Annotated in this window: 23 protein-coding genes and 1 CRISPR repeat array; of the genes, 13 read left to right on the top strand and 10 right to left on the bottom strand. The window is 73.7% G+C overall.

What is annotated here, in order from left to right; all coding sequences use genetic code 11:
• Positions 1-27: 27 nt before the first annotated feature.
• Together ACOBQU_RS01155 and ACOBQU_RS01150 are read right to left on the bottom strand one after the other, a co-directional pair.
• Positions 28-1,893, bottom strand: a complete 1,866-nt coding sequence (locus ACOBQU_RS01155; RefSeq protein ID WP_423623764.1) for a lasso peptide isopeptide bond-forming cyclase — start codon at positions 1,891-1,893, stop codon at positions 28-30.
• Between the two features lie 154 nt (positions 1,894-2,047).
• Positions 2,048-2,158 carry a keywimysin-related RiPP gene (locus ACOBQU_RS01150; protein ID WP_423623762.1) on the bottom strand — a complete coding sequence of 37 codons (111 nt, stop codon included), beginning with the start codon at positions 2,156-2,158 and terminating at the stop codon, positions 2,048-2,050.
• Positions 2,159-2,754: 596 nt separating this feature from the next.
• Between ACOBQU_RS01150 and ACOBQU_RS01145 the strand changes: the two genes are divergently transcribed.
• Entirely contained in the window at positions 2,755-3,279 is a 525-nt protein-coding gene (locus ACOBQU_RS01145) for a VOC family protein (RefSeq protein ID WP_423623760.1), read from the top strand.
• Positions 3,280-3,316: 37 nt separating this feature from the next.
• On the top strand, positions 3,317-4,120 hold the full coding sequence (locus ACOBQU_RS01140) for a MerR family transcriptional regulator (protein ID WP_423623758.1): 804 nt from the start codon (positions 3,317-3,319) through the stop codon (positions 4,118-4,120).
• Between the two features lie 66 nt (positions 4,121-4,186).
• Here the strand turns inward: ACOBQU_RS01140 and ACOBQU_RS01135 are convergent, their stop codons facing one another.
• Together ACOBQU_RS01135 and ACOBQU_RS01130 are read right to left on the bottom strand one after the other, a co-directional pair.
• Positions 4,187-4,972: a hemerythrin domain-containing protein gene (locus ACOBQU_RS01135; protein ID WP_423623757.1), complete on the bottom strand. Its 786-nt coding sequence runs from the start codon at positions 4,970-4,972 to the stop codon at positions 4,187-4,189.
• A gap of 118 nt (positions 4,973-5,090) precedes the next feature.
• Positions 5,091-6,020 carry a LysR family transcriptional regulator gene (locus ACOBQU_RS01130; protein WP_423623755.1) on the bottom strand — a complete coding sequence of 310 codons (930 nt, stop codon included), beginning with the start codon at positions 6,018-6,020 and terminating at the stop codon, positions 5,091-5,093.
• Between the two features lie 113 nt (positions 6,021-6,133).
• Here ACOBQU_RS01130 and ACOBQU_RS01125 point away from each other — a divergent pair, with 113 nt between their 5' ends.
• Positions 6,134-6,661, top strand: a complete 528-nt coding sequence (locus tag ACOBQU_RS01125) for a sugar O-acetyltransferase (protein ID WP_423634188.1) — start codon at positions 6,134-6,136, stop codon at positions 6,659-6,661.
• A gap of 123 nt (positions 6,662-6,784) precedes the next feature.
• Here the strand turns inward: ACOBQU_RS01125 and ACOBQU_RS01120 are convergent, their stop codons facing one another.
• Together ACOBQU_RS01120 and ACOBQU_RS01115 are read right to left on the bottom strand one after the other, a co-directional pair.
• Positions 6,785-7,807, bottom strand: a complete 1,023-nt coding sequence (locus ACOBQU_RS01120; RefSeq protein ID WP_423623754.1) for a hemolysin family protein — start codon at positions 7,805-7,807, stop codon at positions 6,785-6,787.
• A complete protein-coding gene (locus ACOBQU_RS01115; protein ID WP_423623752.1) occupies positions 7,804-9,132 on the bottom strand; it encodes a hemolysin family protein in 1,329 nt (442 codons plus the stop codon). Before ACOBQU_RS01115 ends, ACOBQU_RS01120 begins: the two co-directional genes overlap by 4 nt.
• A 474-nt stretch (positions 9,133-9,606) precedes the next feature.
• Here ACOBQU_RS01115 and ACOBQU_RS01110 point away from each other — a divergent pair, with 474 nt between their 5' ends.
• Positions 9,607-10,602 carry a sporulation protein gene (locus tag ACOBQU_RS01110; RefSeq protein ID WP_423623750.1) on the top strand — a complete coding sequence of 332 codons (996 nt, stop codon included), beginning with the start codon at positions 9,607-9,609 and terminating at the stop codon, positions 10,600-10,602.
• Positions 10,603-11,375: 773 nt separating this feature from the next.
• A CRISPR array of direct repeats spans positions 11,376-11,831; the repeat unit is 29 nt; unit sequence GGGACCACCCCCGCACGCGCGGGGACCAC.
• A 713-nt stretch (positions 11,832-12,544) separates the two neighbouring features.
• Positions 12,545-12,709: a twin-arginine translocase TatA/TatE family subunit gene (locus ACOBQU_RS01105; protein ID WP_423634186.1), complete on the top strand. Its 165-nt coding sequence runs from the start codon at positions 12,545-12,547 to the stop codon at positions 12,707-12,709.
• 371 nt (positions 12,710-13,080) lie between these two features.
• Here the strand turns inward: ACOBQU_RS01105 and ACOBQU_RS01100 are convergent, their stop codons facing one another.
• Entirely contained in the window at positions 13,081-14,070 is a 990-nt protein-coding gene (locus ACOBQU_RS01100; protein WP_423623749.1) for a DUF6461 domain-containing protein, read from the bottom strand.
• Positions 14,071-14,201: 131 nt separating this feature from the next.
• The gene (locus tag ACOBQU_RS01095) at positions 14,202-15,455 is read right to left on the bottom strand and encodes a GNAT family N-acetyltransferase (RefSeq protein WP_423623747.1); all 1,254 of its coding nucleotides are present in this window, start codon (positions 15,453-15,455) and stop codon (positions 14,202-14,204) included.
• 332 nt (positions 15,456-15,787) lie between these two features.
• Here ACOBQU_RS01095 and ACOBQU_RS01090 point away from each other — a divergent pair, with 332 nt between their 5' ends.
• Entirely contained in the window at positions 15,788-16,330 is a 543-nt protein-coding gene (locus ACOBQU_RS01090) for an allene oxide cyclase barrel-like domain-containing protein (protein WP_423623745.1), read from the top strand.
• A 174-nt stretch (positions 16,331-16,504) separates the two neighbouring features.
• Positions 16,505-16,687: a hypothetical protein gene (locus tag ACOBQU_RS01085; protein ID WP_423623743.1), complete on the top strand. Its 183-nt coding sequence runs from the start codon at positions 16,505-16,507 to the stop codon at positions 16,685-16,687.
• A gap of 57 nt (positions 16,688-16,744) precedes the next feature.
• On the opposite strand, the gene ACOBQU_RS01080 is transcribed toward ACOBQU_RS01085, so the two are convergent.
• Together ACOBQU_RS01080 and ACOBQU_RS01075 are read right to left on the bottom strand one after the other, a co-directional pair.
• Entirely contained in the window at positions 16,745-19,708 is a 2,964-nt protein-coding gene (locus ACOBQU_RS01080) for an AfsR/SARP family transcriptional regulator (protein ID WP_423623741.1), read from the bottom strand.
• A gap of 181 nt (positions 19,709-19,889) precedes the next feature.
• Positions 19,890-20,867: a helix-turn-helix transcriptional regulator gene (locus ACOBQU_RS01075; protein ID WP_423623739.1), complete on the bottom strand. Its 978-nt coding sequence runs from the start codon at positions 20,865-20,867 to the stop codon at positions 19,890-19,892.
• A 463-nt stretch (positions 20,868-21,330) separates the two neighbouring features.
• Here ACOBQU_RS01075 and ACOBQU_RS01070 point away from each other — a divergent pair, with 463 nt between their 5' ends.
• From ACOBQU_RS01070 to ACOBQU_RS01045, 6 genes are read left to right on the top strand one after another with little or no spacing between them, the layout of a single operon-like run.
• Entirely contained in the window at positions 21,331-21,663 is a 333-nt protein-coding gene (locus tag ACOBQU_RS01070; protein ID WP_423623737.1) for a hypothetical protein, read from the top strand.
• The gene (locus ACOBQU_RS01065) at positions 21,660-21,872 is read left to right on the top strand and encodes an MbtH family protein (RefSeq protein WP_423623736.1); all 213 of its coding nucleotides are present in this window, start codon (positions 21,660-21,662) and stop codon (positions 21,870-21,872) included. Before ACOBQU_RS01070 ends, ACOBQU_RS01065 begins: the two co-directional genes overlap by 4 nt.
• A gap of 3 nt (positions 21,873-21,875) precedes the next feature.
• A complete protein-coding gene (ddaH, locus tag ACOBQU_RS01060) occupies positions 21,876-22,715 on the top strand; it encodes a dimethylargininase (protein ID WP_423623734.1) in 840 nt (279 codons plus the stop codon).
• The gene (locus ACOBQU_RS01055; protein ID WP_423623732.1) at positions 22,712-23,731 is read left to right on the top strand and encodes a TauD/TfdA family dioxygenase; all 1,020 of its coding nucleotides are present in this window, start codon (positions 22,712-22,714) and stop codon (positions 23,729-23,731) included. Before ddaH ends, ACOBQU_RS01055 begins: the two co-directional genes overlap by 4 nt.
• The gene (locus tag ACOBQU_RS01050) at positions 23,724-25,520 is read left to right on the top strand and encodes a non-ribosomal peptide synthetase (protein ID WP_423623730.1); all 1,797 of its coding nucleotides are present in this window, start codon (positions 23,724-23,726) and stop codon (positions 25,518-25,520) included. The genes ACOBQU_RS01055 and ACOBQU_RS01050 overlap by 8 nt, the downstream gene beginning before the upstream one ends.
• Positions 25,517-26,431 carry a thioesterase II family protein gene (locus ACOBQU_RS01045; protein ID WP_423623728.1) on the top strand — a complete coding sequence of 305 codons (915 nt, stop codon included), beginning with the start codon at positions 25,517-25,519 and terminating at the stop codon, positions 26,429-26,431. The genes ACOBQU_RS01050 and ACOBQU_RS01045 overlap by 4 nt, the downstream gene beginning before the upstream one ends.
• Positions 26,432-26,438: the final 7 nt, after the last annotated feature.

The raw sequence follows: 26,438 nt of genomic DNA, 5'->3' as shown, positions 1-26,438 counted from the left end.
GACCGCGGGTGCGGGCGGACGGGGTGGTCACGGGCCGACGGGGGCGGATGCGCTCTGCCGGGAGCGCAGCCACACCTCGCAGGCCAGGGTCGGGTGCAGCAGGTCGGTCTCCAGCTCCGCGGACAGCGGCCGGGCGCACCAGGCGCGCAGGACCCGCCCGTCGACCAGGCCGAGCCGGGCCAGGCGGGACTGGTCGCACAGCGCGAGGAGACAGCCGCGGTGCGCCCGCAGACCGGCCTCCTCCTCGAAGGTGGCGTTGGCCTTGGTGGTCCGGGTGCGCACGGGGTCGGGGACGGTGCCGAGCATCGCCTCGACGATCAGCGGTTTGTACTGCCACGGGGTGACGCGTTCCTGCGGTGCCACCGCCAGGCACGCCTCGACGACCCGGTCGTCGTAGTAGGGCGCGGCGAAGGTGACGCCGAGGGGCGCGGAGATCTGCGCGAGGTGCCGGGCGGTGCGGGACAGGGAGTCCATCGCGGCCAGCTCGCGGTGCTCGCCGTGCCCCCGGCCCAGCGGCCGGGCCACGGGCGCGGCCTCGCGGAGGAGTTCGCGTACGGCGGCGATCGCGTCGTCCGTCGCCCAGGGCGGCATGCGCGGCGGGCTGGCCCAGCCGAGCAGCGGCTCGTCCACGTCGGGCGGCGGGTCGGTGAGCCGGTCGGCCACGTGGCGCAGCCAGGAGCCGTAGCGGCGCCGGTCGCACAGCGCGCGCAGCACCCGCCGCCGGGGCCAGCGGTACTTCGCCGCGTAGCCGCGCAGGTGGCGCAGCGCGACGGCGGGGTGCCTGGGCAGCAGCGCGTGCAGCCGGGCGGGGGTCCCGGCCAGCAGTTCGTCGCCGCCCAGGCCGGTCAGGTGCAGGCGCGATCCGCGTGCGGCGGCCAACTCCACCAGGCGCATGCGGCGGTTGCGGTCCACGGTGATCAGACTGGGCCCGTCCAGGACGTCCGTGAGGGTGTCCAGGCCGTCGTAGGTCATCGGCACGGCCTCGGCCGGAACGACATGGTGTTCGACGTGGTCCGCCCCTTCGGTGGCACGGAGGGCCGCGACGGTGCGCCGGGCCCAGTGCACGTCGTCGCCGAGCGTGTCGTGCTGGGCCACGGTGTAGGCGACGACGGGGGCCGCGGCACGCACGGCGGTGCAGTACACGGCGGTCGAGTCAAGGCCCCCGAGGTCGGCCGTCACCACGCCGCCGCTCTGGGTGCGTACGCGCACGGCGGCGTGCAGCGCCTCCTGGAGAGCGGCGGCTCCCACGGCCAAGGGGACGCCGGGGTCCGGCGGTGACCACCAACGCGCCTGCCGCGCCGTGCCGTCGGGGAGCAGCGTCAGGCAGTGGCCGCCCGGAAGCGTCCGTACGCCGTGCCAGACGGGCTGGCCGGACAGCGGGGACAGCATGTCGAGGCTGAGCAGTTCCACCGCGAGGCGGCGTTCGTCCAGCGCGGCCCCGGCCAGGTCCGCGAGCACATCGGCCCGGTCGCAGGCCAGCGTCACCGCCTCGCCCCCGGCACCGAACCGGGCGTGGTGGACGCGGCGTACGCCGATGGCGCCGCACCGGACGCGCACCTGACCGGCGGCGGTGCTCACCAGGTGGAAGCTGCCCGGCCACGTGGCGGCACGGCGGTCGAGCGCGGCGGGGTCGCCCGCGAGGTCCGCGGCCCGGTCGGCCTCCTCGCTGGAGACGGCGTGCTCACCGACGACCGCGATCCGCGCCCGCCCGCGGCCACCGCACGTCACCGTGTCCGGCGCCCACCGGCCGAGCAGCCACGGGCGGCCGGACGGGTGGCGCAGCTGGCGCGTGGCGTGGGGCAGTGCCGCGCGGGCCGCCGGGCCCGCGGCGGGGGTGTCGGGCAGGACGAGGAACCAGGCGGGTGCCGCCCGGAGAGAGAACAGTGAGTCCACGGCATGCCCCTTCGGCCGACGGCGCGATGAGTGGGAGGGGAGGGAGGGGAGGAGCGTGGGGGGAGTGGGGCGGGGAGGGAGCGGGCTCGGGCCGGGTGGCGGCCCTGGGCCGCCACCCGGTGTCGAGGTCGGCCGTCAGGCCGACCGGTTCAGATCAGAGGAGCTGCTTGCGACCGAGAAGGTCCTTGGGGCCCCTGCTTCCGGCGCCGGTCACCTTGCGGAAGTCACCGGACCTGGCCAGGGTGGGCCGTTCGTAAGTACGCATGAGCGCGTTCCTTCCTGCTCGCTTGTGCTCGGGGACGAAACTTGCTTGCAGGTCACCTGCCGTGGAAATTACGGGATGGGAATGAGCGGTGGTGAAAGCACGCCCTCGGTTCTCACCGCGTACGGAGACCGAGCACGGTGACAGCGCACGGAGACCGCCCACAGTGACCGCGCATGGGGACTCCCCAGGGAGTCCGTGCCCGGGGACCGCGCACGGACAACACGCACCGAGAAACGCGCACTCGCGGTCATCCAGGAGCCATTCGTGCATCCAAGCGCCGCTTCGCCCGGCCCGCGCGGAATTTCTCCACCGGAAAAGCGGCGTGCTCCGGGAATTTCGCGTCCCGAATTTCCGGTGCCCCACGCTAGGGAGTCGGAGACATCAACTCAATGGCTCCCGCAGGGCGCCGCGGTGCACGGAGCGGAGTGCGCGCTCCCGCGCCCCGGGACGCGCTCTCGCGTGAGGGGCATGGGTGACAGCGGTACGGATGGCACCGCGGTGAGCCCAGGGGCGAAGACCACCGCGCTCGGTACCGACGCGGCGGACGGCACTCCTGGCTTGACCCTCACGCGGCGTGAGGCTGGAAGGTGGGGCACATGAGCGACCACTACAACGCGTTCGAGATCAGCCCCGTGCCCGCCCCCGGCCCCGACGCGGTGCCGCCGGAGCCGTTCCGCGGCATCTACGGCATGCCCGCCTTCGTGACCATCCCCACGGCCGACCTGGCGGCTTCGGTGGACTTCTGGACCCGTGGGCTCGGGTTCTTCGAGCTGTTCGGCATCCCCGGCACGCTCGTGCACCTGCGCCGGTGGGCGTTCCAGGACGTGCTCCTGCTCGCGGAGGACAACGTCCCGGAGCAGCCGTCGGCAATGAGCGTCAGCTTCTCCTGCGTACTCAGCCAGGTGGACTCCCTGGTCGAGGCCTGCCGCGCACTGCGCCCGGACGCGGTCGACGGTCCGCGGGACACGCCCTGGAACACCCGTGACGTCACGGTGATCACCCCGGAGAACGCACGGGTCGTCCTCACCGCGGCGAAGCCCTTCGACCCGGCCAGCCAGGAGGCGCGGAACCTCGAAGCCATCGGGATCACCCCGCCCGGCGTCGGCGACGGCGGCCACTGACCACTGACCATCGTCGACAATGTCACCGATGAGGAGCATGGATGACGCTACTGACGCCGATGGCCTGACCGTCGGTCAGGTCTCGGCGCGGCTGGGCGTGACGGTGCGCGCGCTGCACCACTGGGACGAGGTCGGCCTCGCGCGGCCGTCGCTGCGGACGGCCGCCGGGTACCGCCTGTACACCGCCGGTGACCTGGAACGCCTGCACCGCATCGTCGTCTACCGGGAGACCGGCCTCAGCCTGGACCGGATCCGGGCCGTCCTCGACGACGCGACCGCGGACGTGCCCGGCGCGCTGCGCGCGCAGCGCGCCCAGATCGCCGAACGGATCGAACGCCTCCAGCGGCTCGGCGCCGGGCTCGACCGGATGATCGAGGCCCACGAGCGCGGCCCCCTGCTGTCCGGCGAGGAGCAGGCCGCGATCTTCGGACCCCAGTGGAATCCGGACGGGCCCGCCAAGGCCCGGCAGCAGTACGGGGACACGACCCAGTGGCGGCAGTACGCCGAACTGTCCGCCGCTCGCGGCCCGGAGGAGTGGGCGGCCGTCGCGGCCGCCGTCGCCGACCTCGACCGCGCGCTCGGGGACGCGATGGACGCCGGTGTCACCCCCGGCAGCCCGGAGGCGAACCAGCTCGTCGAACGGCACCGCGAGGTGTTCGCCGCGTACTTCCCCCTCACCCGGCAGATGCAGGTCTGCCTCAGCCGCAAGTACGAGGCCGACCCGGGGTTCGCCGCCCACTACGACGGCATCCGCCCCGGCCTCGCCACGTGGTTCCGCCGCGTCGTCGACGCCAGCGCACGCGCCCACGGCATCGACCCCGACACCGCGACCTGGGAGTAGACGGCCGACCCGCACCGCGAGAAGCCCCCGCCAGCCAGCGCCAACGGCCTCGGCTTCACGGCGGCCTCAGCGGCCGTGGCCGAACGTCCGCGCCTCGTGGGCGGCGTACGCGGCGACGAGCGGTTCGACGACCGCGGCGGGCGGCAGCACGCGACGCTCGTCGGCGCTGGCGTAGCGCCACAGCCACGGCAGCATCCACGCGGCCAGATCAGACGGCGTGGACCGGCGGAACTCGGCCTCGGCAGCGGCGTACCGCGCGGCGCTCACCCGGTGCAGGATCACGGGGAAGAGGCGCTGCTCCTCGGCGACGACGTGGTCGATGAGCCGATCGCGCTGCTCGGCCAGGAGCGCGGCGAGCCCCGGCGCGTGGCGGGCCGGGTCCTCGGCGAAGCGCGCGGCGGCCTCGTCCCCGGAGTCCTGGAGCCGACCGAGGGCCGCGTGTTCCGCGGCGGAGGAGGACAGGTCCAGGGCCTGGCCCGCCGCGGCCGCGACCGCGGGCCACAGCAGTTCGTCCTCGCCTCGGTGCTGGTGGCGTACGGCGGCGTGGTACCGGTGGACGTACGTGGCGACGGCACCGGCCCGTGCCAGCGGCATCGCCGGAGCGCTGGCGGCGGACAGGAGCGAGGCGAGGCGCGCGATGTCGACCAGGATGGCGCGGTGGCTCAGGCGCACGGCGGTGAGGTCGGGCAGGCCGGGCAGCCCCGTCGGGCCCGGCTGGTCCGTCGGGCCCGACTGGTCCGTCGGGCCCGGTTGGTCCGTCAGGCCGGGCTGGTCCGTCAGGTCGGCCTGGTTCGTCAGGCCGGGCAGGTCGGACGCGGTGCGGGTCGACGGCGCGATGGTGCTTCTCGTCATGGCCCTCACCGTGCGGTGCGCCGGTCAATGCCAGCTCAACGGCCGCTCAACGGCCGGTTTCGGGGGCGCGTACGCGCCAGGGCGGCGCCAGGGCGGGTGTGCCGCACCGGGTGTCCGGTCAGCGGTCCGCCCAGTCCGGCACCCACGCGTCGTCCGGGGTGCGCGGCCGCGCGCCGCGCAGATGGTCGCGCAGCGCGGTCAGCACGGGGTGCTGGTCTCCGGTGCGGGTCACCAGCGCGTGCGGGTACACCGGGGTCGGTGCGCGCAGCGGGACGCGCCGCAGGTCGTGGGCCTGGGGCCACAGATAGCGGTCCCCGCTGCCGACGAGGGTGGCCAGCGAGGCCGAGTCGGCCAGCGCGTCCATCAGGGCCTCGTCGCCGAAGTGGGGGCCGAGCGCGTCGACGCTCAGGCCGAAGTCGTCGGACAGGGCCTGGTAGAACGCCGCCCACTCCGTGCCCGGTCTGATCCCCGGGATCCAGATGCGGTGGCCGACCAGGTCCGCGGGCCTGACCCACGGCGCGTCCGCCAGGGGGTGGCCGGGCCCGACCAGGAGCTCCAGGGGTGCGTCCAGGAGCCGTTCGGCGCTGATCCCGGCCGGGACCTGGTCCACCGGCAGGGCGCGGAAGGACGCGTCGATGGCGCCTTCGAGCACCGCTTGGACGGCCTGGGTGGCGTTCTCCGCGCCCAGTGTGACCGTGTCCAGGCTCGCTTCGGGGTGTGCGCGGTAGAACCGGTAGACCGCCTGGGCCGGTGCGATGCGCCGGTGGAGGACGTCGACGCGCAGGGGGCGGCTGCCGGGGCGCACGGCCCGCTCGGCCTGCTCGATGGCGGCGAGGGCCTGCTTGGCGTGGGGCAGGAGGACCTGCCCGTCCAGGCTCAGCCGGGAGCCGCGCGGGCCGCGCACCAGAAGCGTGACCTTGAGGTGCCGCTCAAGGGCCGCGATCCGCTTGGAGACCGCCTGCTGGCTGATCCCGAGCTGGTCCGCCGCCGCCTGGAACTGGCCGCTCCCGGCGATGGCCACGAACGTCCGCAGGGCTTCGACATCCACACCGGCAGCCTACTCCCACAACCACTGGTTGTGCCTGGCGGGGCGGCGGTTGTTTGATCGCCTGCGCTCCGGGGTGCTGGAATCGCCGTATGCCTACCCGAACAGAGCAGGTCATGTACGTCCAGACGCCCGAGTTCGCGCGGCACGCGGAGCGCATCGCGGAGGTGACCGACGCTACGTCCCGGCTGAACGCACTGCCGTTCAGCGACGACAGGGGCCGGACCGAACTCCTGTCGGTTGTGTTCGGCGGCCCGCTCCCGGAGTCGGTGACGATCTATCCGCCGTTCTTCACCGAGTACGGGCTGAACACGACGTTCGGTGAGAACGTCTTCGTCAACCAGGGGTGCACCTTCATGGACAAGGGCGGCATCCGCGTCGGCGACGGCGTCATGATCGCCCCGAAGGTCAGCCTGATCACCGGAGGCCACCCGCTGCCGCTCGCCGAGCGCCGCGCGTACCTCTCCTTCGCCCCGATCGTCATCGAGGACGACGTGTGGATCGGGGCGTCCGCCGTGATCCTTCAGGGGGTGACCATCGGCGCTGGCGCGGTGGTCGCCGCCGGTGCGGTGGTCAGCCGCGATGTCCCCGCCCGCACCCTGGTCGGGGGAGTCCCCGCCCGGGTGATCAAGACGATCGACTGAGCCCCCGCCCCGCCCCGCCCCGGCCCGACCCGGCTCCGGTCCGGGCGCGAGCGGCACGTGTCGGGTCCGACGCCCTGGCCGGCCGACGGCGCACTGGCGTCGGCCGGTTCCCGATCGGCCGTCTCACGCGGTGGCGGCGGCCGGGCCGACGAGTTCGGACAGGACGTCCTCCATCGTGACGAAGCCGATGACGGTGCCCTTGTCGCCGGTGACGGCGGCCAGGTGGCTGTCCATGGCGCGCAGCGCGGTGAGCGTGTCGTCGAGCGGGGTGTCGATGCTGACCCGGGTGAGCGGGTGCAGGGCCGTACGCGGGAAGGGCTGATCGCGGTCGGTGACGCCGAGGGTGTCCTTGATGTGCAGATAGCCGAGCAGCGCCCCGCCCGTGCCGGTGACCGGGAAGCGGGAGTATCCGGCCCGCGCGGCGACCTGCTGGAGACGGGCGGGCGTGACGGTGTCGTCGACGGTGCGCATGCGCGCGGCCGGGACGAGGATCTCGCCGACCGGGCGCGCGCCGAGTTCCAGGGCGTCGCGCAGCCGTTCGCCGTCGGCGGCCGACAGCAGGCCCGCCTGGCTGGAGTCCACGACCATGCGGGCGAGCTGGTCGTCGGTGAAGACGGCGTCGACCTCGTCCTTGGGCTCCACCCGCAGCAGCTTCAGCAGGGCGTTGGCGAAGGCGTTGACGCCGAAGACCACCGGCCTGAGCGCCCGCGTGAGGGCGACCAGGGGCGGGCCGAGGAACAGCGCGGTCGGTACGGGGGCGGCCAGGGCGATGTTCTTGGGGATCATCTCGCCGACCAGCATGTGCAGATACGTCGCCGCGGTCAGCGCGACGGCGAAGGCGATCGGGTGCACCAGGGCACCGGGCACGTGCGTGGCTTCGAACGCGGGCTCCAGCAGGTGGGCGATGGCCGGTTCCGCGACCGCGCCGAGCACCAGGGAGGAGACCGTGATGCCGAGCTGGGCGGTGGCCATCACGGCGGAGATGTGCTCGATGCCCCACAGCGTGATCCGGGCCCGCCGGTCGCCCGCGTGCGCTCTGGGCTCGATCTGGCTGCGGCGCACGGAGATCAGCGCGAACTCCGCGCCGACGAAGAAGGCGTTGGTCAGCAGGGTGAGGGCGCCGATGAGGAGCTGGACGGTGGTCATCGGGCGTCCTCCATGACCTGCCGCGCCGCCGGTGCGGTGATGCGGACGCGGTCGGCGCGATGGTGGTCGACCGCGAGGACGGTCAGGTGCCAGCCGTCGACGTCGACGCTGTCGTGCTGGACGGGGATGCGGGTCAGGCGGGTCGCGATCAGCCCCGCCAGGGTCTCGTACGGGCCGTCCGGCGCCGTCAGGCCGATGGCGTCGAGCTGGTCGGTGCGGACACCGCCGTCCGCCTCCCACACGGCCCGGCCGTCCTGGTTCGGTGCCGCGGGCGCCAGGTCGGGGGTCTCGACGGGGTCGTGCTCGTCGCGGACCTCGCCGACGACCTCCTCGACGATGTCCTCGACCGTGGCGACCCCGGCGGTGCCGCCGTACTCGTCGATGACGACCGCCATGGTGCGGGTGGCCCGCAGCCGCTCCAGGAGCCGGTCGGCGGGCAGGCTGTCGGGCACCAGGAGCGGCTCGCTCGCCAGGTCCGTGACGGGGGTGAGCCGCCGCTCGTCGGGGTCGAGGGCGAGGACGTCGCGGATGTGGACGGTGCCGATGACCTCGTCGAGGCTGTCGCGGTACACGGGGAAGCGGGACAGGCCGGTGGCGTACGTCAGGTTGGCCGCGTCCTGCGCCGTGGTGTGGGCTTCCAGGGCGCGCACGTCGACGCGCGGGGTCATGACGTTCTCGGCGGTCAGCTCGTTGAGGTGCAGGGTGCGCACGAACAGTTCGGCGGAGTCGTGCTCGATGGCGCCCTCGGCGGCCGAGTGCCGGGCCAGCGCGACCAACTCCTCCGGGGTGCGGGCGGAGGCCAGCTCCTCGGCGGGCTCCAGCCCGAAGCGGCGTACGAACCGGTTCGCGGTGTTGTTCAGATGGCGGATGAAGGGCCCGAAGGCGGCGGTGAAGCCGCGCTGCGGGGCGGCGACCACTTTGGCGACGGCCAGCGGCCGTGAGATCGCCCAGTTCTTCGGCACCAGCTCACCGACGACCATCAGGACGACGGTCGACACCACGACGCCCAGCACCGTGGCCACGGACGGGGCGGCCCCGCCCAGACCGGCGCTGGCCAGCGGCCCGCGCAGCAGCGCCGCCAGCGACGGCTCGGCGAGCATGCCGATCACCAGGGAGGTGACGGTGATGCCGAGCTGCGCGCCGGAGAGCTGGAAGGTCAGCCGCCGTACGGCCTTCAGGGCACCGCCCGCGCCCCGCTCTCCCGCCTCGGCGGCCCGCTCCAGGTCACCGCGCTCGACGGTGGTCAGGGAGAACTCGGCGGCCACGAAGACGGCGCAGGCGAGCGTGAGGAGGAGGGCCAGGAGCAGCAGCAGGACCTCGGTCACCGTGCCACCCCCGATCCCCGTCGTGCGGGCTGTGGGCAGGGCATGACACGGCTGGTACTGGGAGGCTCACCCATCGCGGGTCCGTGGCTCCTTCGCGTCTGTTGTCCGGTGTGTTTCGTACGCGTCCGGCGGGGGCGGGATGCGCTGCGGCAGGTGAGGCAGCGGGGCTGCCTCTCCACCTACTGTAAAGGAATCGCAAAGTGCCGTGGTTGGTCAAGGTCCACGAGGTGGGCGGGGGCGACCTGTCGTACGGGCGGGGCTTACGGGGGAGGGAGGGCTGGGGGGCGGATCCGCCCCTTTCACGCGAGATCCGGTCGTACATCATTCGTTTGTGCGTCATTCGGTTGTACGTGATCAGGGGGCGCCTTCGGGCGGGATCCGCGGCCGGACGTGTCCGCCGTATCCTCCTTCTACAGCCCTGTAGACAGGGCTTCCTGACGGAACGTCGATGAATGACAAGGAGTGGACGCCGCGATGGTGTTCAAGCGACTGCTCGGTTCGCTCGGGGTGGGCGGCCCTTCGGTGGACACGGTTCTCGAGTCCGGCGCCGTCCGGCCCGGTGAGATGCTGCGCGGGCAGGTGAACCTCCAGGGCGGCAGCGTCGACGTCAACGTCGAGCACATCACGCTCGAACTGGTGGCACGCGCGGAGGCCGAGTACGACGGCGGCGAGCACGAGGGCTATGTGGCCTTCGACCGGTTCATCGTCGGCGGCGGCTTCAGGCTCGCCGAGGGCCAGCAACACAGCGAGCCGTTCGCGATCGCCCTGCCGTGGGAGACGCCGATCACCGAGCTGTACGGACAGCGCCTGGGCATCGTCCTCGGCGTGCGGACCGAGCTGGCGGTGGCGGGCTCCAAGGACAAGGGTGACCTGGACGCGCTCGCCGTCGCCCCGCTGCCCGCCCAGGAGGCGATCCTGGAGGCGTTCGGACAGCTCGGCTTCGGCTTCAAGTCCGCCGACCTGGAGCTGGGCCGCATCGGCGGCACCGGCCAGCAGCTGCCCTTCTACCAGGAGATCGAGCTGACCCCGTCCCCGGAGTACGCGCACGCGGTCAACGAGATCGAGGTGAGCTTCCTGGCCCACCGCGACGAGCTGGAGGTGGTCCTGGAGGCCGACAAGCGCGGCGGCTTCTTCTCCTCCGGCCACGACGCGGTCACCCGCTTCACCGTCTCCCACGAGGGGGTCGCGCACCAGGACTGGAACGCGGTGGTCGACGGCTGGGTGCGCCGGATGGTCGAGCACCGTTCCTCGTACGGACACGGCGACGCGTACGGTCACGACGCCCACGGGCACGGCTTCGATCAGCACGGTCATGGTGGCCGCCACCGCTCGGGGCCGGGTGTGGGCACCGCCGTGGCGGCGGGCGCGGCCGGGCTCGCCGTGGGTGTCGTCGGCGGCATGGTCGCGGCCGAAGTCGTCGACGAGGTCGGGGACTTCTTCGAGGGCGACGAGGACGTGGAAGAGGAGTGACCGGTGGGGCGCCCTCCGGCTGACTCCTGAGTCGCAGGAGAAGCCGGACGTTGTCCGGGCCGTGTCCCCATGGCTCGGGCAACGTGCCGGATTGCGCGTGGAGTTGATCGGGCATGGCTGTGCGGTATCGGCCGACGGAACCGGTGCCGCAGGACCCGTCCGGGACGCCAGCACGCCGACGTGCACCCTTGTCGCCGAACGACCAACGCCGACCCGCTGGCTGCCGACTCGTATCTCGGCAAGGTTGGCGTGCCTGAGGAGGCAACCAAGGCGAGGAAGTGACCCGCCGAGGCCCGCGCGGTCATCCGCGTCACGGGCGGGGGCGCTGACGGCGGGCCGCTCGCCTCCGTACGAGTCCGACTACTGGCTGGCAGGCTGTCGCTGCCGACGCCGGAGCCGCCCTGTCGCGAGTCGGCGCCAGGGCCCGGCGGCGGGGGCAGCGCATGCGGTGCCCGCCGCGACGCCGGGCGCTGCCTGCGCGTCCCGCCTAGCGCGTGGCGCGGACGCCAGGCAGACGGCAGGCCGACGCGCCGCGTCATTCCGCCCGGACGACGGACCCGCGCGGTGCGGGAACTGGCGGGTGCGCTGCCGCCCTCCGCACCAGCGAAGCCAGCTTCACACGCCTACCCGGCGGCGGCTGCGGCGTGTCCCGGGGGGGGCACGGCCCGCGACACATCGACGCCGGACGGCCTTCAACGTGGGCGTAGATGAGGACCAACCCTGCACGCGCAAGGGACCAACGGTCGACCGGGTACTCGCCGGTGCCGCCGCCTGGGACCACCCCCGCACGCGCGGGGACCACATAGCGGGGCCCAGATCGGCACTCTTCATGAAGGGACCACCCCCGCACGCGCGGGGACCACTCTTCTCCGTGGCCGCGGAGAACTCCGGGTCCGGGACCACCCCCGCACGCGCGGGGACCACAACAAGGCGGTTGCGGCCTCGTTTCGGACGGCGGGACCACCCCCGCACGCGCGGGGACCACAGCGCCGCCGCGATGACCTCGAAGCGCCAGGAGGGACCACCCCCGCACGCGCGGGGACCACACCATGACAGGGTCCCTCCCTTCTTCTGTGGGGGGACCACCCCCGCACGCGCGGGGACCACGGGGAGATGGTCCTCTTCCGCGATGTCGAGCGGGGACCACCCCCGCACGCGCGGGGACCACGCCTGCGCTCTCTGCCACACACCCACCACGGAGGGACCACCCCCGCACGCGCGGGGACCACACGATCTGACCAGGCACGTTAGCGGCGGGGAAACCGGTTTTTACTTAGTTTCCGAGAAACGGACATTTCTCTCCTTGTGATCCCTGGGTGCGTAGGGCGAGTCGGGAGTCGCTATCCGCAGGGAGCTGTTCGGGAAGTCAGCGCAGGCCTCCTGCCCTGTGTCAATGTGGTCGTTCGTGAACGGCGCCTCTCAGTTCTAGCAGCTCAGGCGGGTAGCTAAGAGAGCTTCTGGTAAGCGCCGAGGCGCCAGCGGGGTAAGGGCCTCTGGCCAGTGCTTCAGGAGTGCGTCAAGCGCAAGTGCGCCCCATGGCAAGCGCGGTTACGCATCAAGCCGTGCGCGGCGAGCCGCCCGACCGGTGTGGGAAGCCTTGACGATTCCTGGCCCGGAGGGGCGCGGCGCACGGGGCGTAGCCATACGGCTACGCGGGCGGTCAGTATGCAACGCCCCGACCGGATCGGAAGGCGGTCGCGTGCGGTGGAGGCTGAACGGGGCACGGGCGGGCTCGCACGCCCTCCCGTGCGGCCGGTTGGGAGCTGCTGGGGTGGGCTTCCGCGGCCCGGCGGTAGCCGCATCCTGGTGCACTCCGCCAGCGCTCAACAGGAGGGAAAGTCGGGGTTGTTGCGGCAGCGGTCATGGGGGACACTTCTACAGGGGTGTAGAGCCCGGTGCGCTGGGTGCCGGGGCCGTATGGACCCTGGAATGAGTGGACCTGATGTTCGGCTTGAGTGAGCTGGCCCTGATTCTCCTCGTCGTCGTGGTCATCCTCGCGGTGAGGAAGCTGCCCGAGCTGACGCGGTCGGCTGGTAAGGCGACCCGCATCCTCAAGAGTGAGAAGCGCGCGCTGAAGAGCGACCGCGAAGGCTCGGATACCGTCTAGCGCCTGCGAGAGGCACAAGCGGGATGGGGGGAGGCCCTTGGCTCTCCGTCGTGTGGCGCGACCACTGCGGGCCCACTGCTGCGCGGGGGCGAAAACGCGCGCGGGCCACGGCACCCTCCCCAACGACAGCGGCAGCGGCGGACGCTGAGCCGGGGGCGCAACCGGCCCCCGTCGGTCCTCGTCCGCGCCTCCGGCGGGGCACCCGGGCCAGGCGCATCAGGATCCCGTCATCGGCGCGTGGGACGAGGGCGAGGTCCACCACGGCCGCACCGCCGTTCCACTGACGCGCCGCCCAGCTCAGGCCCCTCGGCGTACCGCGTCGTGCAGGTGGTCGACCATCCAGAACTCCGCGACGCGTTCGCTGTCACCGGTCATCGCCATGACGAGGGAGCTGATGACGTCCGGAAGCAAGTCTGCCCGGGGGATGGGCACGCCTCGACGCAGGCCGCGAGGACATCGAAGACGACGCCCTGGCGGTAGGCGAGGTGGGAGGGGCGCTCCCACTCGGGGGCGAAGTCATCGGGCTCCGCGGCTCGTAGCGCGTGGTGCAGGGTCAGGGCCCGCTCGCCCGCGGCGGCGAGGTCGTCGCGCAGCCGCTGCCTCGCGGCGGCCGGGTGGTCGTCAGCCGTCAGGGCCGCGACGGCCAGGGGGTGTTCGGACAACTCGGCGTGGGCCAGGGCCAGGTCCAGGGCGTGACGGCGCAACGGCCCCAGCAGCCCGGGCCCCACGTCCTTCAGATAGCTCACGAAGGGCTCCCGCTTGAGCAGGGGCGAGTCGACCAGCCCCTGGCCGAGCAGGTACCGCGGGACCGGTGTGATGGGAACGACGCGGTGGGGGCCTCGCACCCAGCCCTCGTCGAACCGCGCACCCGTGGCGCGCCCGACCGCCACGAGGCCCCTGCCCCAGCCGTCGTCGCCTTCGACCCCGAACGTCAGGCCCTCCAGCAGGGGTTCCCAGGCCTCGGGGCGCGCTCCACCCGGATCCCCGGGAACGACCATGTCGAATACGGACGAGACGAGTCCGTCCTCGGCCAGGCTCAGCCGGGACACCGCGTTGACGTTCCAGAAGGCGCTGGCGGCACGGCCCAGGCGGGAGAGCGGGCGCAGTACCTCCTCGCGCGACCCCTGGTAGTTGTTGTTCTCCACGACGACCAGCGCCGGTCCCGAGCGGGACACCAGGATGAGGTCCCCCTCGTAGTGCTCGCGCAGCTCCTCCAGGCCCATGGCGCGGGCCTGCCCCGGATCACCGCCGAAGAGCCGGATCACGGTGTCCTCGTCACCACCGCGTACGGCCGTGAACGTAGCTGCCTGGTCAAGGCCCAAGGCGGTGAGGAGGTCGTCGAGTTGCTGAGGTGAGGTCATGCCGGGGATTGTGGCTGCCGCCACTGACAGCGGCGCCTGACCTGCGTACCTCCGCAGCCCGGGGCCGGGGCACGCTCGCCGGCCCGGGGCCGGGTCGCGCTCGACGCGCGCCGGGTGAGGCAGGCGAGCGGTCAGAACTCGTGCAGGCAGTGCGGCGGGCGCTCGGCGCGGAAGACGGCGTCGGCGAGCGGGACGGCGTCCGGGTGGTGGGCCCGGATGTGTCCGGCGCGCACGAGGGTGCTCGGGGCGGTGCCGCCGAGGTAGATCGCGCCCAAGTCCTGGATGTCCAGGGACAGGTCGGGCTCCCGGTCCGTCGGTGCGCACTCGGCCTTGCCGTCGCGCACGGCCAGCAGATAGCGGCCGTGCTCGCCGAGGAACGGGTCGTCGACGTCGATGACCAGCTCGCCGTCCGCACACCAGCCGCGCGCGGTCAGCGCGCGCGGGACGTCGAGGAGGCGCACCCACAGCCAGTCCGTGTCGTCGCTGACCTGACCGGCGCGGAAGTCCGCGAGCTGCCAGCGCAGCGGGTGCCCGGGCGGGACGTGCTTGAACACGACCTGGCTGACCAGGTCGTGTGCGAGCACGAAGCGGGCCAGGGCGGTGAAGACGGCGTCGTCGGTGGTGACGGTCTCGTCGACGGTGAGGGTCCCGGACTCGATCGCGTAGCTGGCGTACCCGTCCGGGACGCCGTCGGTGTCCCGGTGGACGGCGATGTGGCGCGGCGCCGGGGAGACCGGGGGCTGCCCCGCACGCGTGGCCCACCAGTGGCGCGGGCGGGACAGCGCGCCGGGCTGGGCGCGGCGGTAGCGGTCGTAGACATCCTCCAGGACGTCGCCGCAGTCGGCCCGCCGCAGCACCTCGACCGTACCGGAGCACGTGCCGCCGCTACCGATGCCGCCGCCCCGGCCACTGTCCGAGCCGGTCGCCGCCTGTGCCCGGGGGTGTGCGAAGGCGGCCTGGTGGCGCGGCACCGTCAGCCGCGTGGTGTACGTCGCCGGTCCGTAGCCGAACCTGCCGTAGATCGGGGCCTGGGAGGCCAGAAGGACGGCGAGGAAGTCGCCACCGGCCCGCAGTTCGGTGAGCTGGTGCCGCATCATCGCGCTGAGCACTCCCTGGCGCCGGTGCGAGGGCAGCACACCGACGGCGGGCACCCCGGCGGCCGGAACGAGGGCCTGGCCGGGCAGGGTCAGTTCGAAGGAGTGCGTGGCGGCGGTGCCGACGGGCCGCCCGTCCGCCGTCAGGGCGAGCAGCCCGCGGTCCATGTCGAGCGCCGACCACCAGAGCCCGCCGCCGTCGACCGGGGTCTCGGGGAAGCGCCCGAAGGCGGTGTGGACGGTGTCGACGAACACGTCGAGATCCTGGCCGGTCGTGGAACGGATCCGCATCGCTGGCACTGCCTCCTGGAAGCTCCGGCACCACGGGCCGCGGTCCCGAGCCACAGTGCACCTTCCCCCTCCGGTCGGCGCAAACGAATTACGCCGGACACGCGGCCGTACACCGTCATGCCTCCGACGTCATGACGCCATAGCGATATTGCTCTTGGACGGCGGCGACGCACCCGCCCTAGCGTCGAGGTGTTCGCACACGGAGACCGCGGTCGGCCACGGCCCGCCCCCAGCGGAGCCCCACGGGCCCTGCTGATCCCAACGAATCCCCTCAACGAATCCCCTAACGAATCCCAGCCAATACCAGCCAATCCCAGCGAGGAGAACCCGTCATGGGCACCAGCCGTCCGCACACCGCCGCCGTACGCCGGAAAGGGTGGGGGAGCGGCCCCCTGCGGCCGAAGCTGATCGGGCTCTGTGCCGTCGCGCTGGCCGCCGCCGTGGTCGGGGTGGGCGCCGCCGACAGCGCGGACGCCGACGCTTCGGACGGCGGGCGCCGAGTCGAGGTCATCGACCTCACGCTTCAGAACGACCAGTACACCGCCCACGACCTCGGCCCGAAGGGGCCGAGCCTGGGCGACCTGGACGTCTACTCCGGCACCGCCATCAAGGACGGCCGCAAGGTCGGACTCGGCGGCGGCTCGTGCCAGGTCGTCCACGTCAACGGCGAGGAACCCACCACGCAGTGCGTGATCACCGTCGAGCTGAAGCGCGGCTCCGTGACGATGCAGTCGCTGTGGACGAAGGGAACCACGGGGGCGCTCGACATGGCCATCACCGGCGGTACGGGTGCCTACGACAACGCGCGGGGCACCGCCCGCTACTGGGACATCGCCACACCCAAGGAGAAGGTGCGGCTCGAGATCCTGCTCTGACCCGGGAGACATCGATGGGTACGGAGGCCAAGGGGTACGGAGGCAACCCGCCGGGGTCTATACGGCTGTTGATGAAACGTAGATGCCCGGGTGCCAAGGTTGCGACATCACACCGCACCGGGCCGGATCCCCGAGGGGATCGGCCCTCCACTACCCAGTGAAGTAGGTTCTGTCGTGCTGCGCAGCCAGAAGCCCGTGAAGCGTCGTCTGACCGTTCTCGTTCCGGCCGTCCTCGCCCTGCTCCTCGGTGTCACCGGCCCCGTGGCGGCGCGGTCCGCCGCCGCGTCGGAGCCGGTCACGACCACCAGCACGTTCCAGGCCAGCGGCGAGCCCGAGGAGTACAACAGCCAGGCATGACGGCCGGGCCGCACCGGCCCCTCGTACCGGCCCCGCAGACCGGCCCGGCCACAGCCGCTAGACCGGCGTCCGCTGCCCGGCCTCGACCAGGTGCCGGGCCTGCGCCGCCTCCGGCAGCCCGGCCCGCGTGAAGACCTCCAGGGCCTCGCGGGCATGGCCGTGGGCCTCCTCCGGGCGCCCTGCGTCGAGCGACACCCGGGCGTGGATCAGCAGGGCGTAGCCCTGGTCCCGGGCGTGGTTCGGCGCGGTCCGGTAGTAGGCCACCGCCAGGCCCGCGGCCTCCAGGGCGGGCTCGACGAGACCCAGGGCGCGGAGGGTCTCCGCGTGCCGGTAGTGGGCCTGCGCCCGCTTGGCGGGGATCCGCGCGGCCTCGCAGACCTCGACGCACTCCACGTAGCTGGCCCGCGCCTCCGCCAGCAGGCCCAGCTCGTGCAGCGCCTGGCCGCGCACGCACAGCGCGTGGGCGACGCCGTGCGGGGTCGCGAGGTCGCGCAGCGCCGCCAGCGCCGCCTCGCAGGACGGCAGCGCCTCCTCGGCGCGACCGCCGCGGATCCTCGCCAGGGCCGCGTTGAGGGTGGTGAACAGCTCGGCCGAGCGCTGGCCCTGCCCGCGGGCGAGGACCAGCGCCTGGTCGAAGTATCCGGCCGCGTCGTCGTAGTGCTGCTCGAACTGGGCGATGACGCCGAGGTCGTTGTACGCCTGCTGGAGGATGGCCCGGTCGTCGGCGCGGCGGCACGCCTCGGCCGCCAGCAGCGAGTGGGTGCGCGCCTCGACCAGCCGGGTCGCCTGAAGCGCGGCGTTGCCGCAGATGAAGTGGGCGCGACCGGCCGCCCGATGGGCTCCCTGAAGGGTCGCCGCCTCGGCGAGCGCGCGGGCGGTGACGGCCATGCGCGCGTACGAGATGTCCTGGCCGAAGGAGCTGAGCGCCACCAGCAGGTCCGCGGCCACCGACAGCAGGTCCGGGTCGGGGCGCCCCGCCTCGGTGAGCAGGAGCTGGACGGCGTGGACGGCGCAGTCGGACTCGGCGAGCACCCACTCGCGGGCCTCGGCGAGGTCGGCGAAGGGGCGGGCGCCGGGCTCCGCGGCCGTCGCCGCGATGGTGCTGTGCACCGGGTCGCCCGGCACCATCCGCTGGAACGCGGCGGCCGCCCGCCGCAGCAGGTGGTGCAGCAGCGGGCGCACCGCCGGAACGCGGTCCTGCGGCCGGGGCAGGTTCAGGGCGAAGTCACGGCCGAGGTCGTGGTACTGGTAGCGGCCCGGCTCCGGAGATTCGAGGAGTGCCGCGTCCACCAGGGCCTCCAACAGCTCCCCGGTGTCGCCCGCCGACCGCTCCAGCGCCGCCGCGGCGGCGTCGAGACCGATGGTCGGCCACGTCACCGGCGCCAGCGACCGGAACGCCAGCGCCTGGTCGGGGGCGAGCTGGTCGTAGCCGAACTCGAAGACCGCCGCCACCGCCAGGTCGTCCGCCCGCAGTTCGGCCAGGCGGCGCCGCTCGTCGGCGAGCCGCGTCACCAGGTGGGCCACCGTCCAGCTGGGCCGCGTCGCGAGGCGGGTGGCCACGATGCGGACCGCGAGCGGCAGATGGGCGCAGGCACCCACCAGCGCCACCGCCGCGGACTTCTCCCCGTCGACCCGGTCGGCGCCCGCGATGTGCCGCAGCAGGGACAGGGCCTCACCGGTGCTGAACTCGCCGAGCCGCACATGGCTGCCGGACGGCACCCCGGCGAGGCGGGCCCGGCTGGTCACCACGACCGCGCAGTGCACGGCCCCGGGCAGCAGCGGCCTGACCTGGGCCGCGTCCCGGGCGTTGTCGAGCAGCAACAGCACCCGCCGCCCGTCGAGGACCGTCCGGAACAGCCGCGCCCGGTCCTCGACCGACCCCGGGATCCGCTGGCGGGGCACGCCCAGGGCGGACAGGAAGCTGGCCAGGACCGCGGCGGGCGCCGCCGCGTCCGCGCTGGTGCCGCGCAGGTCGACGTAGAGCTGGCCGTCGGGGAAGGCGTCCTTGGCGCGGTGCGCCACCCGCAGCGCCAGGGCGCTCTTGCCGATGCCGCCCATCCCGCTGATGGTGGCGATGGCCAGCGCGGTGCGGCCCGCGTCGGTGAGGGTGGCGTGCAGCCCGTCGAGCGCGGCGGCGCGCCCGCTGAAGTCGGCGATGTCCGCGGGAAGCTGCGCCGGACGCACGAAGGCCCCGGAGTCCTGGCCCGCGCCCTCCGCCTCGGGTTCCGCCACGGGTGCCGGGGACACCGCGGGGGCCGTGGCCCGCAGCGGCGCGGCCAGTTCCGGGTCGCCCGCCAGGATGCGCTGGTGCAGCCGCTGGAGCTCCGGGCCCGGGTCGAGGCCGAGCTCCGCCGCGAGCAGATCGCGGGCCTTGGCGAACAGGGCCAGGGCGTCGGCCTGCCGCCCGGAGGCGAACAGGGCGCGCATCAGCACCCCGTAGGGCCGCTCGCGCAGCGGCTGCTCCTGGATGAACCCGGTCAGGTCCGGGATGACCTGGGCGTGGCGGCCCAGCAGCACGTCCAGGTCGAAGCGCTCCTCCAGCAGGTGCAGCCGCAGCTCGGTCAGGCGGGAGCGCTGCTGGTCCGCGAACGGCCCTGGCACCCCGGCCAGCGGCTCTCCCCGCCACAGGCCCTCCGCCTCGGCGAGCAGTTCGGCGCAGTCGTCGTACCGCTCGTCCTTGCGGGCGTGGGCCGCCTCCGTCACCAGGCGCTCGCTGCGGAGCGCGTCGACGGCGGACGGCCGCACCGCAAGGCGGTAGCCGTCGCTCGCGGAGGCCAGCACCTGGGGGTCGCCGCCGCGCTCCAGGATCTTGCGCAGCCGCCACACATAGGTGCGCAGAATCGTCACTGCGGAGCCCGGTGCCTCCTCGCCCCACACGGCACTCATCAGCTCGTGCAGCGGTATGACGTGTCCGGCGCGCAGCGCCAGCGTGGCCAGAGTCGCCTGCTGCTGGGGCGAGCCCCCTGGCACGACGGTGCCGTCGATCCGTATGCCGACGGCACCGAGCACGAAGAATTCCACAGTTCCCCCGAGCTTCATCACTCCCGCCGGGCGCGAGCCCCCCTCTGGCCAGGACGGTGGTCGGTCAATGTGATCATCATCGTAAGGGTGGGGGTGACCTGCGGGGAGTCATTCGGGTGCGGGATTCGGCCATGTCGTGGCGACTGCTCAGAGCCATCAGACCCACGACTGCTCAGACCCATCAGACCCAGCCGAGGCGCGCCGCGCGCAGGCCCGCCTCGAAGCGGCTGCGGGCGCCGAGGCGCTCGATGAGCGAGGCCATGATCCGCCGCGCGGTGCGGGCCGAGACGTGCAGCTGGACGGCGGCGGACTCGTCGGTGTGGCCCCGCGCGAGCAGCGCGAGCAGGGCCCGCTCCTGCTCGCTCGGCACATATCGGGCCTGATCTGATCCACCGCCGAGCGGGACCGCGGCCTCCCACACCTGCTCGAACAGGGCGCACAGCGCGGCGATCACGCCCGGGACGGTGAGGAACAGGGCACCCTTGCCGCTGTCGGACGGATCCACGGACACCAGGGCGAGCCTGCGGTCGACGACGGTCAGCCCGGTCGGCAGAGCGGCCGCCGTGCGGAACTGACCGCCCTGCTCGACCAGCGCGCGAGCGTGGCGCAGGGTCTCCTCGTCGTCGCGTACGCCGTCCAGGCCGACGGTGCGGACCGCCACTCCGCGCTGGAGGGCGAGGGCGTCGTTGCGCCGCGCGGCGCTCAGCGGGCCCGCTGGCCGCGGGCCGCCGGGCAGGAAGGTGAGGATCTCGCGCTCGGCCTCCAGGGCCAGCCGCTCAAGGCGCCGCTGCACCGCGTCGAGACCGGTCAGCTGCTCCACGCCGTCGGCCTTCCGGGCAGTGCCGCCCCCGCTGGCGAGGATGCGCACCAGGGCCTGCTGGCTGCTGGCCAACTGGCGCTGGCGCCGCACCAGTTCCTCGTGCTGCTGGTCGAGCAGCCGCTTCACCCCGAGCACCGGATCCACCACCGTGAACCGGCTGGGCGCCTCGAACGACGCCTGGACCAGTCGCAGGGCGAAGAGCCGGTCGAGGCAGGCGTGGATCTCGTCCTGCGGCAGGGCCAGCTCGGCCGCGAGTTCGGCCACGCCCAGAGCCGGGTGACTGAGCATCGCCTGGTACACCGTCCGGTCCAGAGCCTCCAGACCCAACGTCGTGGACATCCGCACCCCTTATTCGTCCGCTGTGCGCCCGCCGGGCCTCCCAGCGGGTCGACGGCCAGTGTGCGATCCGTCGATCTACGTGCCATAGATCCCGCGTCTACGTGGCGGGCGCCCGGCGCGGACGCTGTCCCGAAGCGGCCTGCGCGGTGCGGCGCCCACGGTGTCCCGAAGAGCTGTCCATAGAGCTGTCCCAAAGCGGCCTGGACGGTTCTGACCAGCCGGAACCCGTTCCCTGGAGGCATGCGTGCCGGTCAGGATGAGGGCATCGCCCCGGCGCCGCGCCGAACGGCCCGCCGGGCGCATCCCGGATCTCCTCGCGCCGGGAGCTTCTCCTTCCGGATCGCTCCCTTCCCGTCTCCCCTGCCGATGAGGGCACCTCCATGACTTCCTTCCTCCCGCACGCCACCGGTACGACCCCCGGCGCGGCCGCGTCCGGCCCGTACCGGGACGGAGGGACCGCCGCGTGGAGCTGACCGTCATCACCCTCGACACCGACCGCCCCCACACGATCGGCGCGGCGGACAGCGCCCGCCTCGTCGACCTGCTGTGGGCGTCGGCGGCCCCCGGTGAACGACTGGAGCACATCAGCGTCAGGACCGGCCGTCCCGGACGCCTGCACCTCGGCCTGTTCACCGTGGCCACCCCGGAGCGGACCGCCCGGTCCGTCGCCCTGACCATCTGGCGCCGCGCCTTCGCGGCATCCCCCCTCCACGGCGGCTGGCGCACCTCCACCGCCCCACCCGTACCACCTGCCCTGCCCACCTCATCTGTCTCACGAAAAGAGGACCACTCGTGACCAACCCCTTCGAGGACGAACAGGCCGTGTTCCTCGTCCTGGTGAACGAGGAGAACCAGCACTCGCTGTGGCCCGCCTCCCTCGACGTCCCGGCCGGCTGGCGCACCACGCACGGCCCCGCCACCCGCCAGGAGTGCCTGGACCACGTCGAGCGGACCTGGACCGACCTGCGCCCGGCCAGCCTGACCGCCGCCTTGCAGGAGGCCTGAACCGTGCCCACCCCGCGCACCGCCCGACCCCGGCACTACCTGATGTGCCGCCCCACCCACTTCACCGTCAGCTACCGCATCAACCCCTGGATGGACCCGGCCAAGCCGACCGACACCGGCCTCGCCGTCCTCCAGTGGGAGCGGCTGTACGCGCTCCACCAGGAACTCGGCCACACCGTCGAGCTGATCGACCCGCTGCCGGGCCTGCCCGACATGGTGTACGCCGCCAACGGCGCCACCGTCCTGGACGGGCGCGCCCTCGTCGCCTCCTTCCGCCACCCCGAGCGGGCCGCCGAGGCCCCCGCCTACCGGGACTGGTTCGAACAGCGCGGCTACCCGGTGGTGCACACCGCCCGCCACACCAACGAGGGCCAGGGCGACTACCTGGTGGCGGGCGACAGGATCCTCGCCGGAAGCGGGTTCCGCACCGACCGCGCCGCGCACGCCGAGGCGGAGCGCGTCCTCGGCGCCCCGGTGGTCGGCCTCACCCTGGTCGACCCGCGCTTCTACCACCTGGACACCGCGCTCGCCGTCCTCGACGACGACATCGCGTACTACCCGGGCGCCTTCTCGCCCGAGAGCCAGGAGACCCTGCGCGCGCTCTACCCCGACGCGCTCCTCGCCGACGAGGCCGACGCCGAGGCGTTCGGGCTCAACGCGATCTGCGACGGGCGGCACGTGCTGCTCCCGGAGACCGCGGGCAACCTCGCGGACCGGCTCGCGGACCGCGGCTTCCAGCCGATCGGCGTCGACCTGTCCGAGCTGCTGAAGGGCGGCGGCAGCGTCAAGTGCTGCACCCTGGAGCTGCACCGCGCCGAGGCGACCGCGGGCGGTGCGCGATGACGACCGCACTCCACTGGCACACCGAGCCCGGCGCGCCCGCCACCGCCGACGCGCCCGAACTCGCCGACGCGGCCGCCGCCCGCGACTGGCTCGCCGCCCACCGGGGCGAACTGCGCGCCGCGCTCCACCGGTTCGGCGCGGTCTACCTGCGCGGCCTGCCCGTCCACAGCGTGGAGGACTTCGCGCTGGTGCGCGACGAGCTGATCCCGACGGCCACCCCGTACCGGGAGAAGGCCACCCCCCGCAGCGACTACGGCAGCGGCGTCTTCTCCTCCACCGACTTGCCCGCCGCCCAGGCGATCCGCCCGCACAACGAGAACAGCTACACCCTGACCTTCCCCGGCCTGCTGCTCTTCGGCTGCCTGACCGCGCCCGAGGAGGGCGGCGCCACCCCGGTCACCGACTGCCGCGAGGTGCTGCGGCTGCTGCCGCGCGACCTGGTCGAGCGGATGCGCGCGCACGGCTGGGTGCTGACCCGCAACTACTCGCCGAACCTGTCGGTCGCCTGGCAGGCCGCGTTCGCCGCCGACTCCGCCCAGCACGTCGAGGAGTACTGCGCCGAGAACCTCATCTCCTGCCAGTGGCGCGAGGACGGCGAGCTGCGCACCGACCAGCTGCGGCCCGGCATCATCCGCCATCCGCACACCGGCGACGAGGTGTGGTTCAACCACCTCGCGTTCTGGAGCGAGTTCTCCCTGGACGAGGACATCCGCGAGGTCCTCCTCGAACAGCTCGGCCCGGACGGCCTGCCGTTCGCCACCGCCATCGCGGACGGCGTCCCGCTGACCGCCGAGGACGTGGCCGCCGTCAACGCCGCCTACGAACAGGCCACGGTGCGCCGTGCCTGGCAGCCGGGCGACCTGATGCTCGTCGACAACATCCTCTCCGCGCACGCCCGCGACCCCTTCCGCGGCGACCGGCGCATCCTGGTCGCGATGGGCGACCCGGTCGCCGTCGCCGACTGCGCGCCGACCGTCCAGCCGAGCGCCGCCGCTCCGGGGGTGTCCCGTGGCTGATCCGCAGGACCTGGTGGCGCGCTTCCTCGCCACCGCGGCGGCGGTCCCGGACCGCGTCGCGATCCACGCCCCCGACGGTTCCCTCACCTTCGCCGAGCTGAGCGAGCGCACGGCCCGCCTCGCCGGGCGGCTGCGCGCCCTGGGCGTCGGCCGCGGCGACCGGGTCGGCGTCAGCGCCCGCCGCGGCACGCACTGGGCGGTGGCGCCCCTGGCCGCCTGGCGGGCGGGCGCCGCCTATGTGCCGCTCGACCCGGCGTACCCCGACGACCGGCTCGCCTTCGTCGCCGCCGACGCGCGGCTGCGCGCGGTGGTCTGCGACACCGCGGCCCCGCCGTGGGCCGACGGCCTGCCGGTCCTCGGGCCGGACGGGACGCCGGACGGAACGGACGACTGCCGGGGCGAGGGCTCGTTCGAGGACCCGTACGGCGACCGGTCCGAGGGCCGGTACGACGACCAGGGCGGCGACCGGTACGAGGACCCGGCCGCGGCCGCGCTCGACCCGGCGTACGTCATCCACACCTCGGGCTCCACCGGCCGACCCAAGGGCGTGGAGGTCACCCGGGGCGCCGTCGCCGCGCTGGTGGCGGGACTTGAGGAACGCGGCGTCTACGCGGCCGGGCACCGGGTGGTCGCCTGGAACGCCAGCCTGTCCTTCGACGCCTCGGTGCAGCAGTGGGCCCGGATCTGCCGCGGCGACACCCTGGTGCTGCTCTCCGACGACGACCGCACCGACCCGACCCGGCTCGCGACGCTCCTGGAGGAACACGGCGTCTGTGACGTGGACTTCACGCCCTCGCACTGGCAGCTCGTCAGCTCCCGGCTGCGCGGGCGCGGGCTGCGGCTGCTGCTGGGTGGCGAGCCCGTCCCCGAGCGGATGTGGCGCACGCTCGCCGAAGGCGAGGACGCCTGGAACCTGTACGGGCCCACCGAGTGCACCGTCGACGCCACCGCCACCCCGGTCACCGGGCCCGCGCCCCACCTCGGCCACCCTCTGCGCCATGTGCGCGCCCAGGTGCTCGACGAGAAGCTGGCGCCGACCGGCACCGGCGAGCTGTACCTGGCGGGCGCCGCCGTGGCCACGGGCTACGCCGGTCAACCGGGCCGCACCGCCGAGCGGTTCGTCGCGGACCCCTTCGCGGCCGACGGCAGCCGGATGTACCGCACCGGAGACCGGGTGCGCCGCCGCCCGGACGGCACCCTGGAGTTCCTCGGCCGCACCGACCGGCAGGTCAAGGTGCGCGGCTTCCGGGTGGAGCCGGGCGAGGCGGAGGACCGGCTGCGCGAGCACCCGGAGGTCACCGCCGCCGTGGTCGCGCCGCGCACCGGACCGGAGGGCGACGCCCTGCTGGCCGCGTACTGCGTCACCGTGCCGGGGGCGACCGCCACCGACGAGGCGCTGCGCGCGCACTGCGCAGCCGTGCTGCCCGCCCATGTGGTGCCGTCGGCGTTCGTGCGGCTCGACGCGCTGCCCATGGCCCCGGGCGGCAAGGTCGACACCGCCGCGCTGCCCCCCATCACGGCGGTGCCCACGGCCGCGGGCCGGGCACCCGAGGGCGAGCTGGAACAGCTCATCGCCGGGGTGTGGGCCGAGGTGCTGGGCCGCGACAGCGTCCACGCCGACGAGAACTTCTTCGCGCTCGGCGGCCACTCGCTGGTGGCCCTGAAGGTGGTCTCCCGGCTCAAGCGGACCGCCGGGATCACACTGCCCACCAAGGACGTCTACCGGTTCCCGAAGCTGAGCGACCTGGCGCGGCACGCGGAGTCGGTCCGGCAGGGAGGCGGCTCATGAGCGCCGCAGAGCTGGGCGTTGCGGGGACCAGAGCCCCGGGCGCGGGTGGCCCGGACCTGAGTGCCGCGGGCATCGGCGCCCCGGCGGGGACCGGCGCCGACGACGTGAGCGCCGACGAAGTGAGCGCCGCCGACGTGAGCGTCGCCGACACCACCGTCGTCCGCCTCACCCAGCGCGCCGAGCCCGCCCGCACCCTGGTCTGCCTGGGCTTCTGCGGCGGCGGCACGGCCTCCTTCCACCCCTGGATCCCCGTACTGCCGGACGACACCGACCTGGTGGCGATCTGCTACCCGGGGCGCGAGGGCCGCTTTCTTGAGGACTGCGCCCAGACGTGGGACGCGCTCGCGGCGGACGCCGTGCACGCCGTCGCCTCCGTCGCCGCGAACGGCCCCTACGTCCTGTTCGGGCACAGCATGGGCGGCTGGATGGCCTTCGAGGTCACCGCCCGGCTTGCGGCGGCGGGCGCCGCGGTCCCTCAGGCCCTGGTGGTCTCCGCCTGCAACGCGCCCGACCAGGGCCTCACCGAGCGGGACCGGTTCCCCGCACAGGAGCAGCACGACGGCGAGCTGCTCGACTGGATGCGCACCCACGGCCTGTTGCCCGCACACGTCCTCGACGAACCCGAACTCACCGAGATGGCCGTGGAGTTGATGCGCGCCGACATCCGCGCCCGCGACACCTTCACCTTCGCCCCCGGCACCCGCGTCGACGTGCCCCTGCACGTCCTGTCGGGCGCGGACGACCCGGTGATCGACGCCGACGCCGGAACGCGCTGGGCGGCCCTGACCACCGGTGGATTCCGCCACGACGTGCTGCCCGGCGGGCACTTCTACACCCCCGCCGTGTGGAACGCCCTGCCCACCCGGATCGCCGCGCTCACCGCGCCCGCCCCTGCCCCCGCCACCCCCTGAGGAACGG

It is taken from the genome of Streptomyces sp. G45 (assembly GCF_049542095.1).
GTDB lineage: Bacteria > Actinomycetota > Actinomycetes > Streptomycetales > Streptomycetaceae > Streptomyces.
This window is presented reverse-complemented; position numbering and strand designations above follow the sequence as displayed.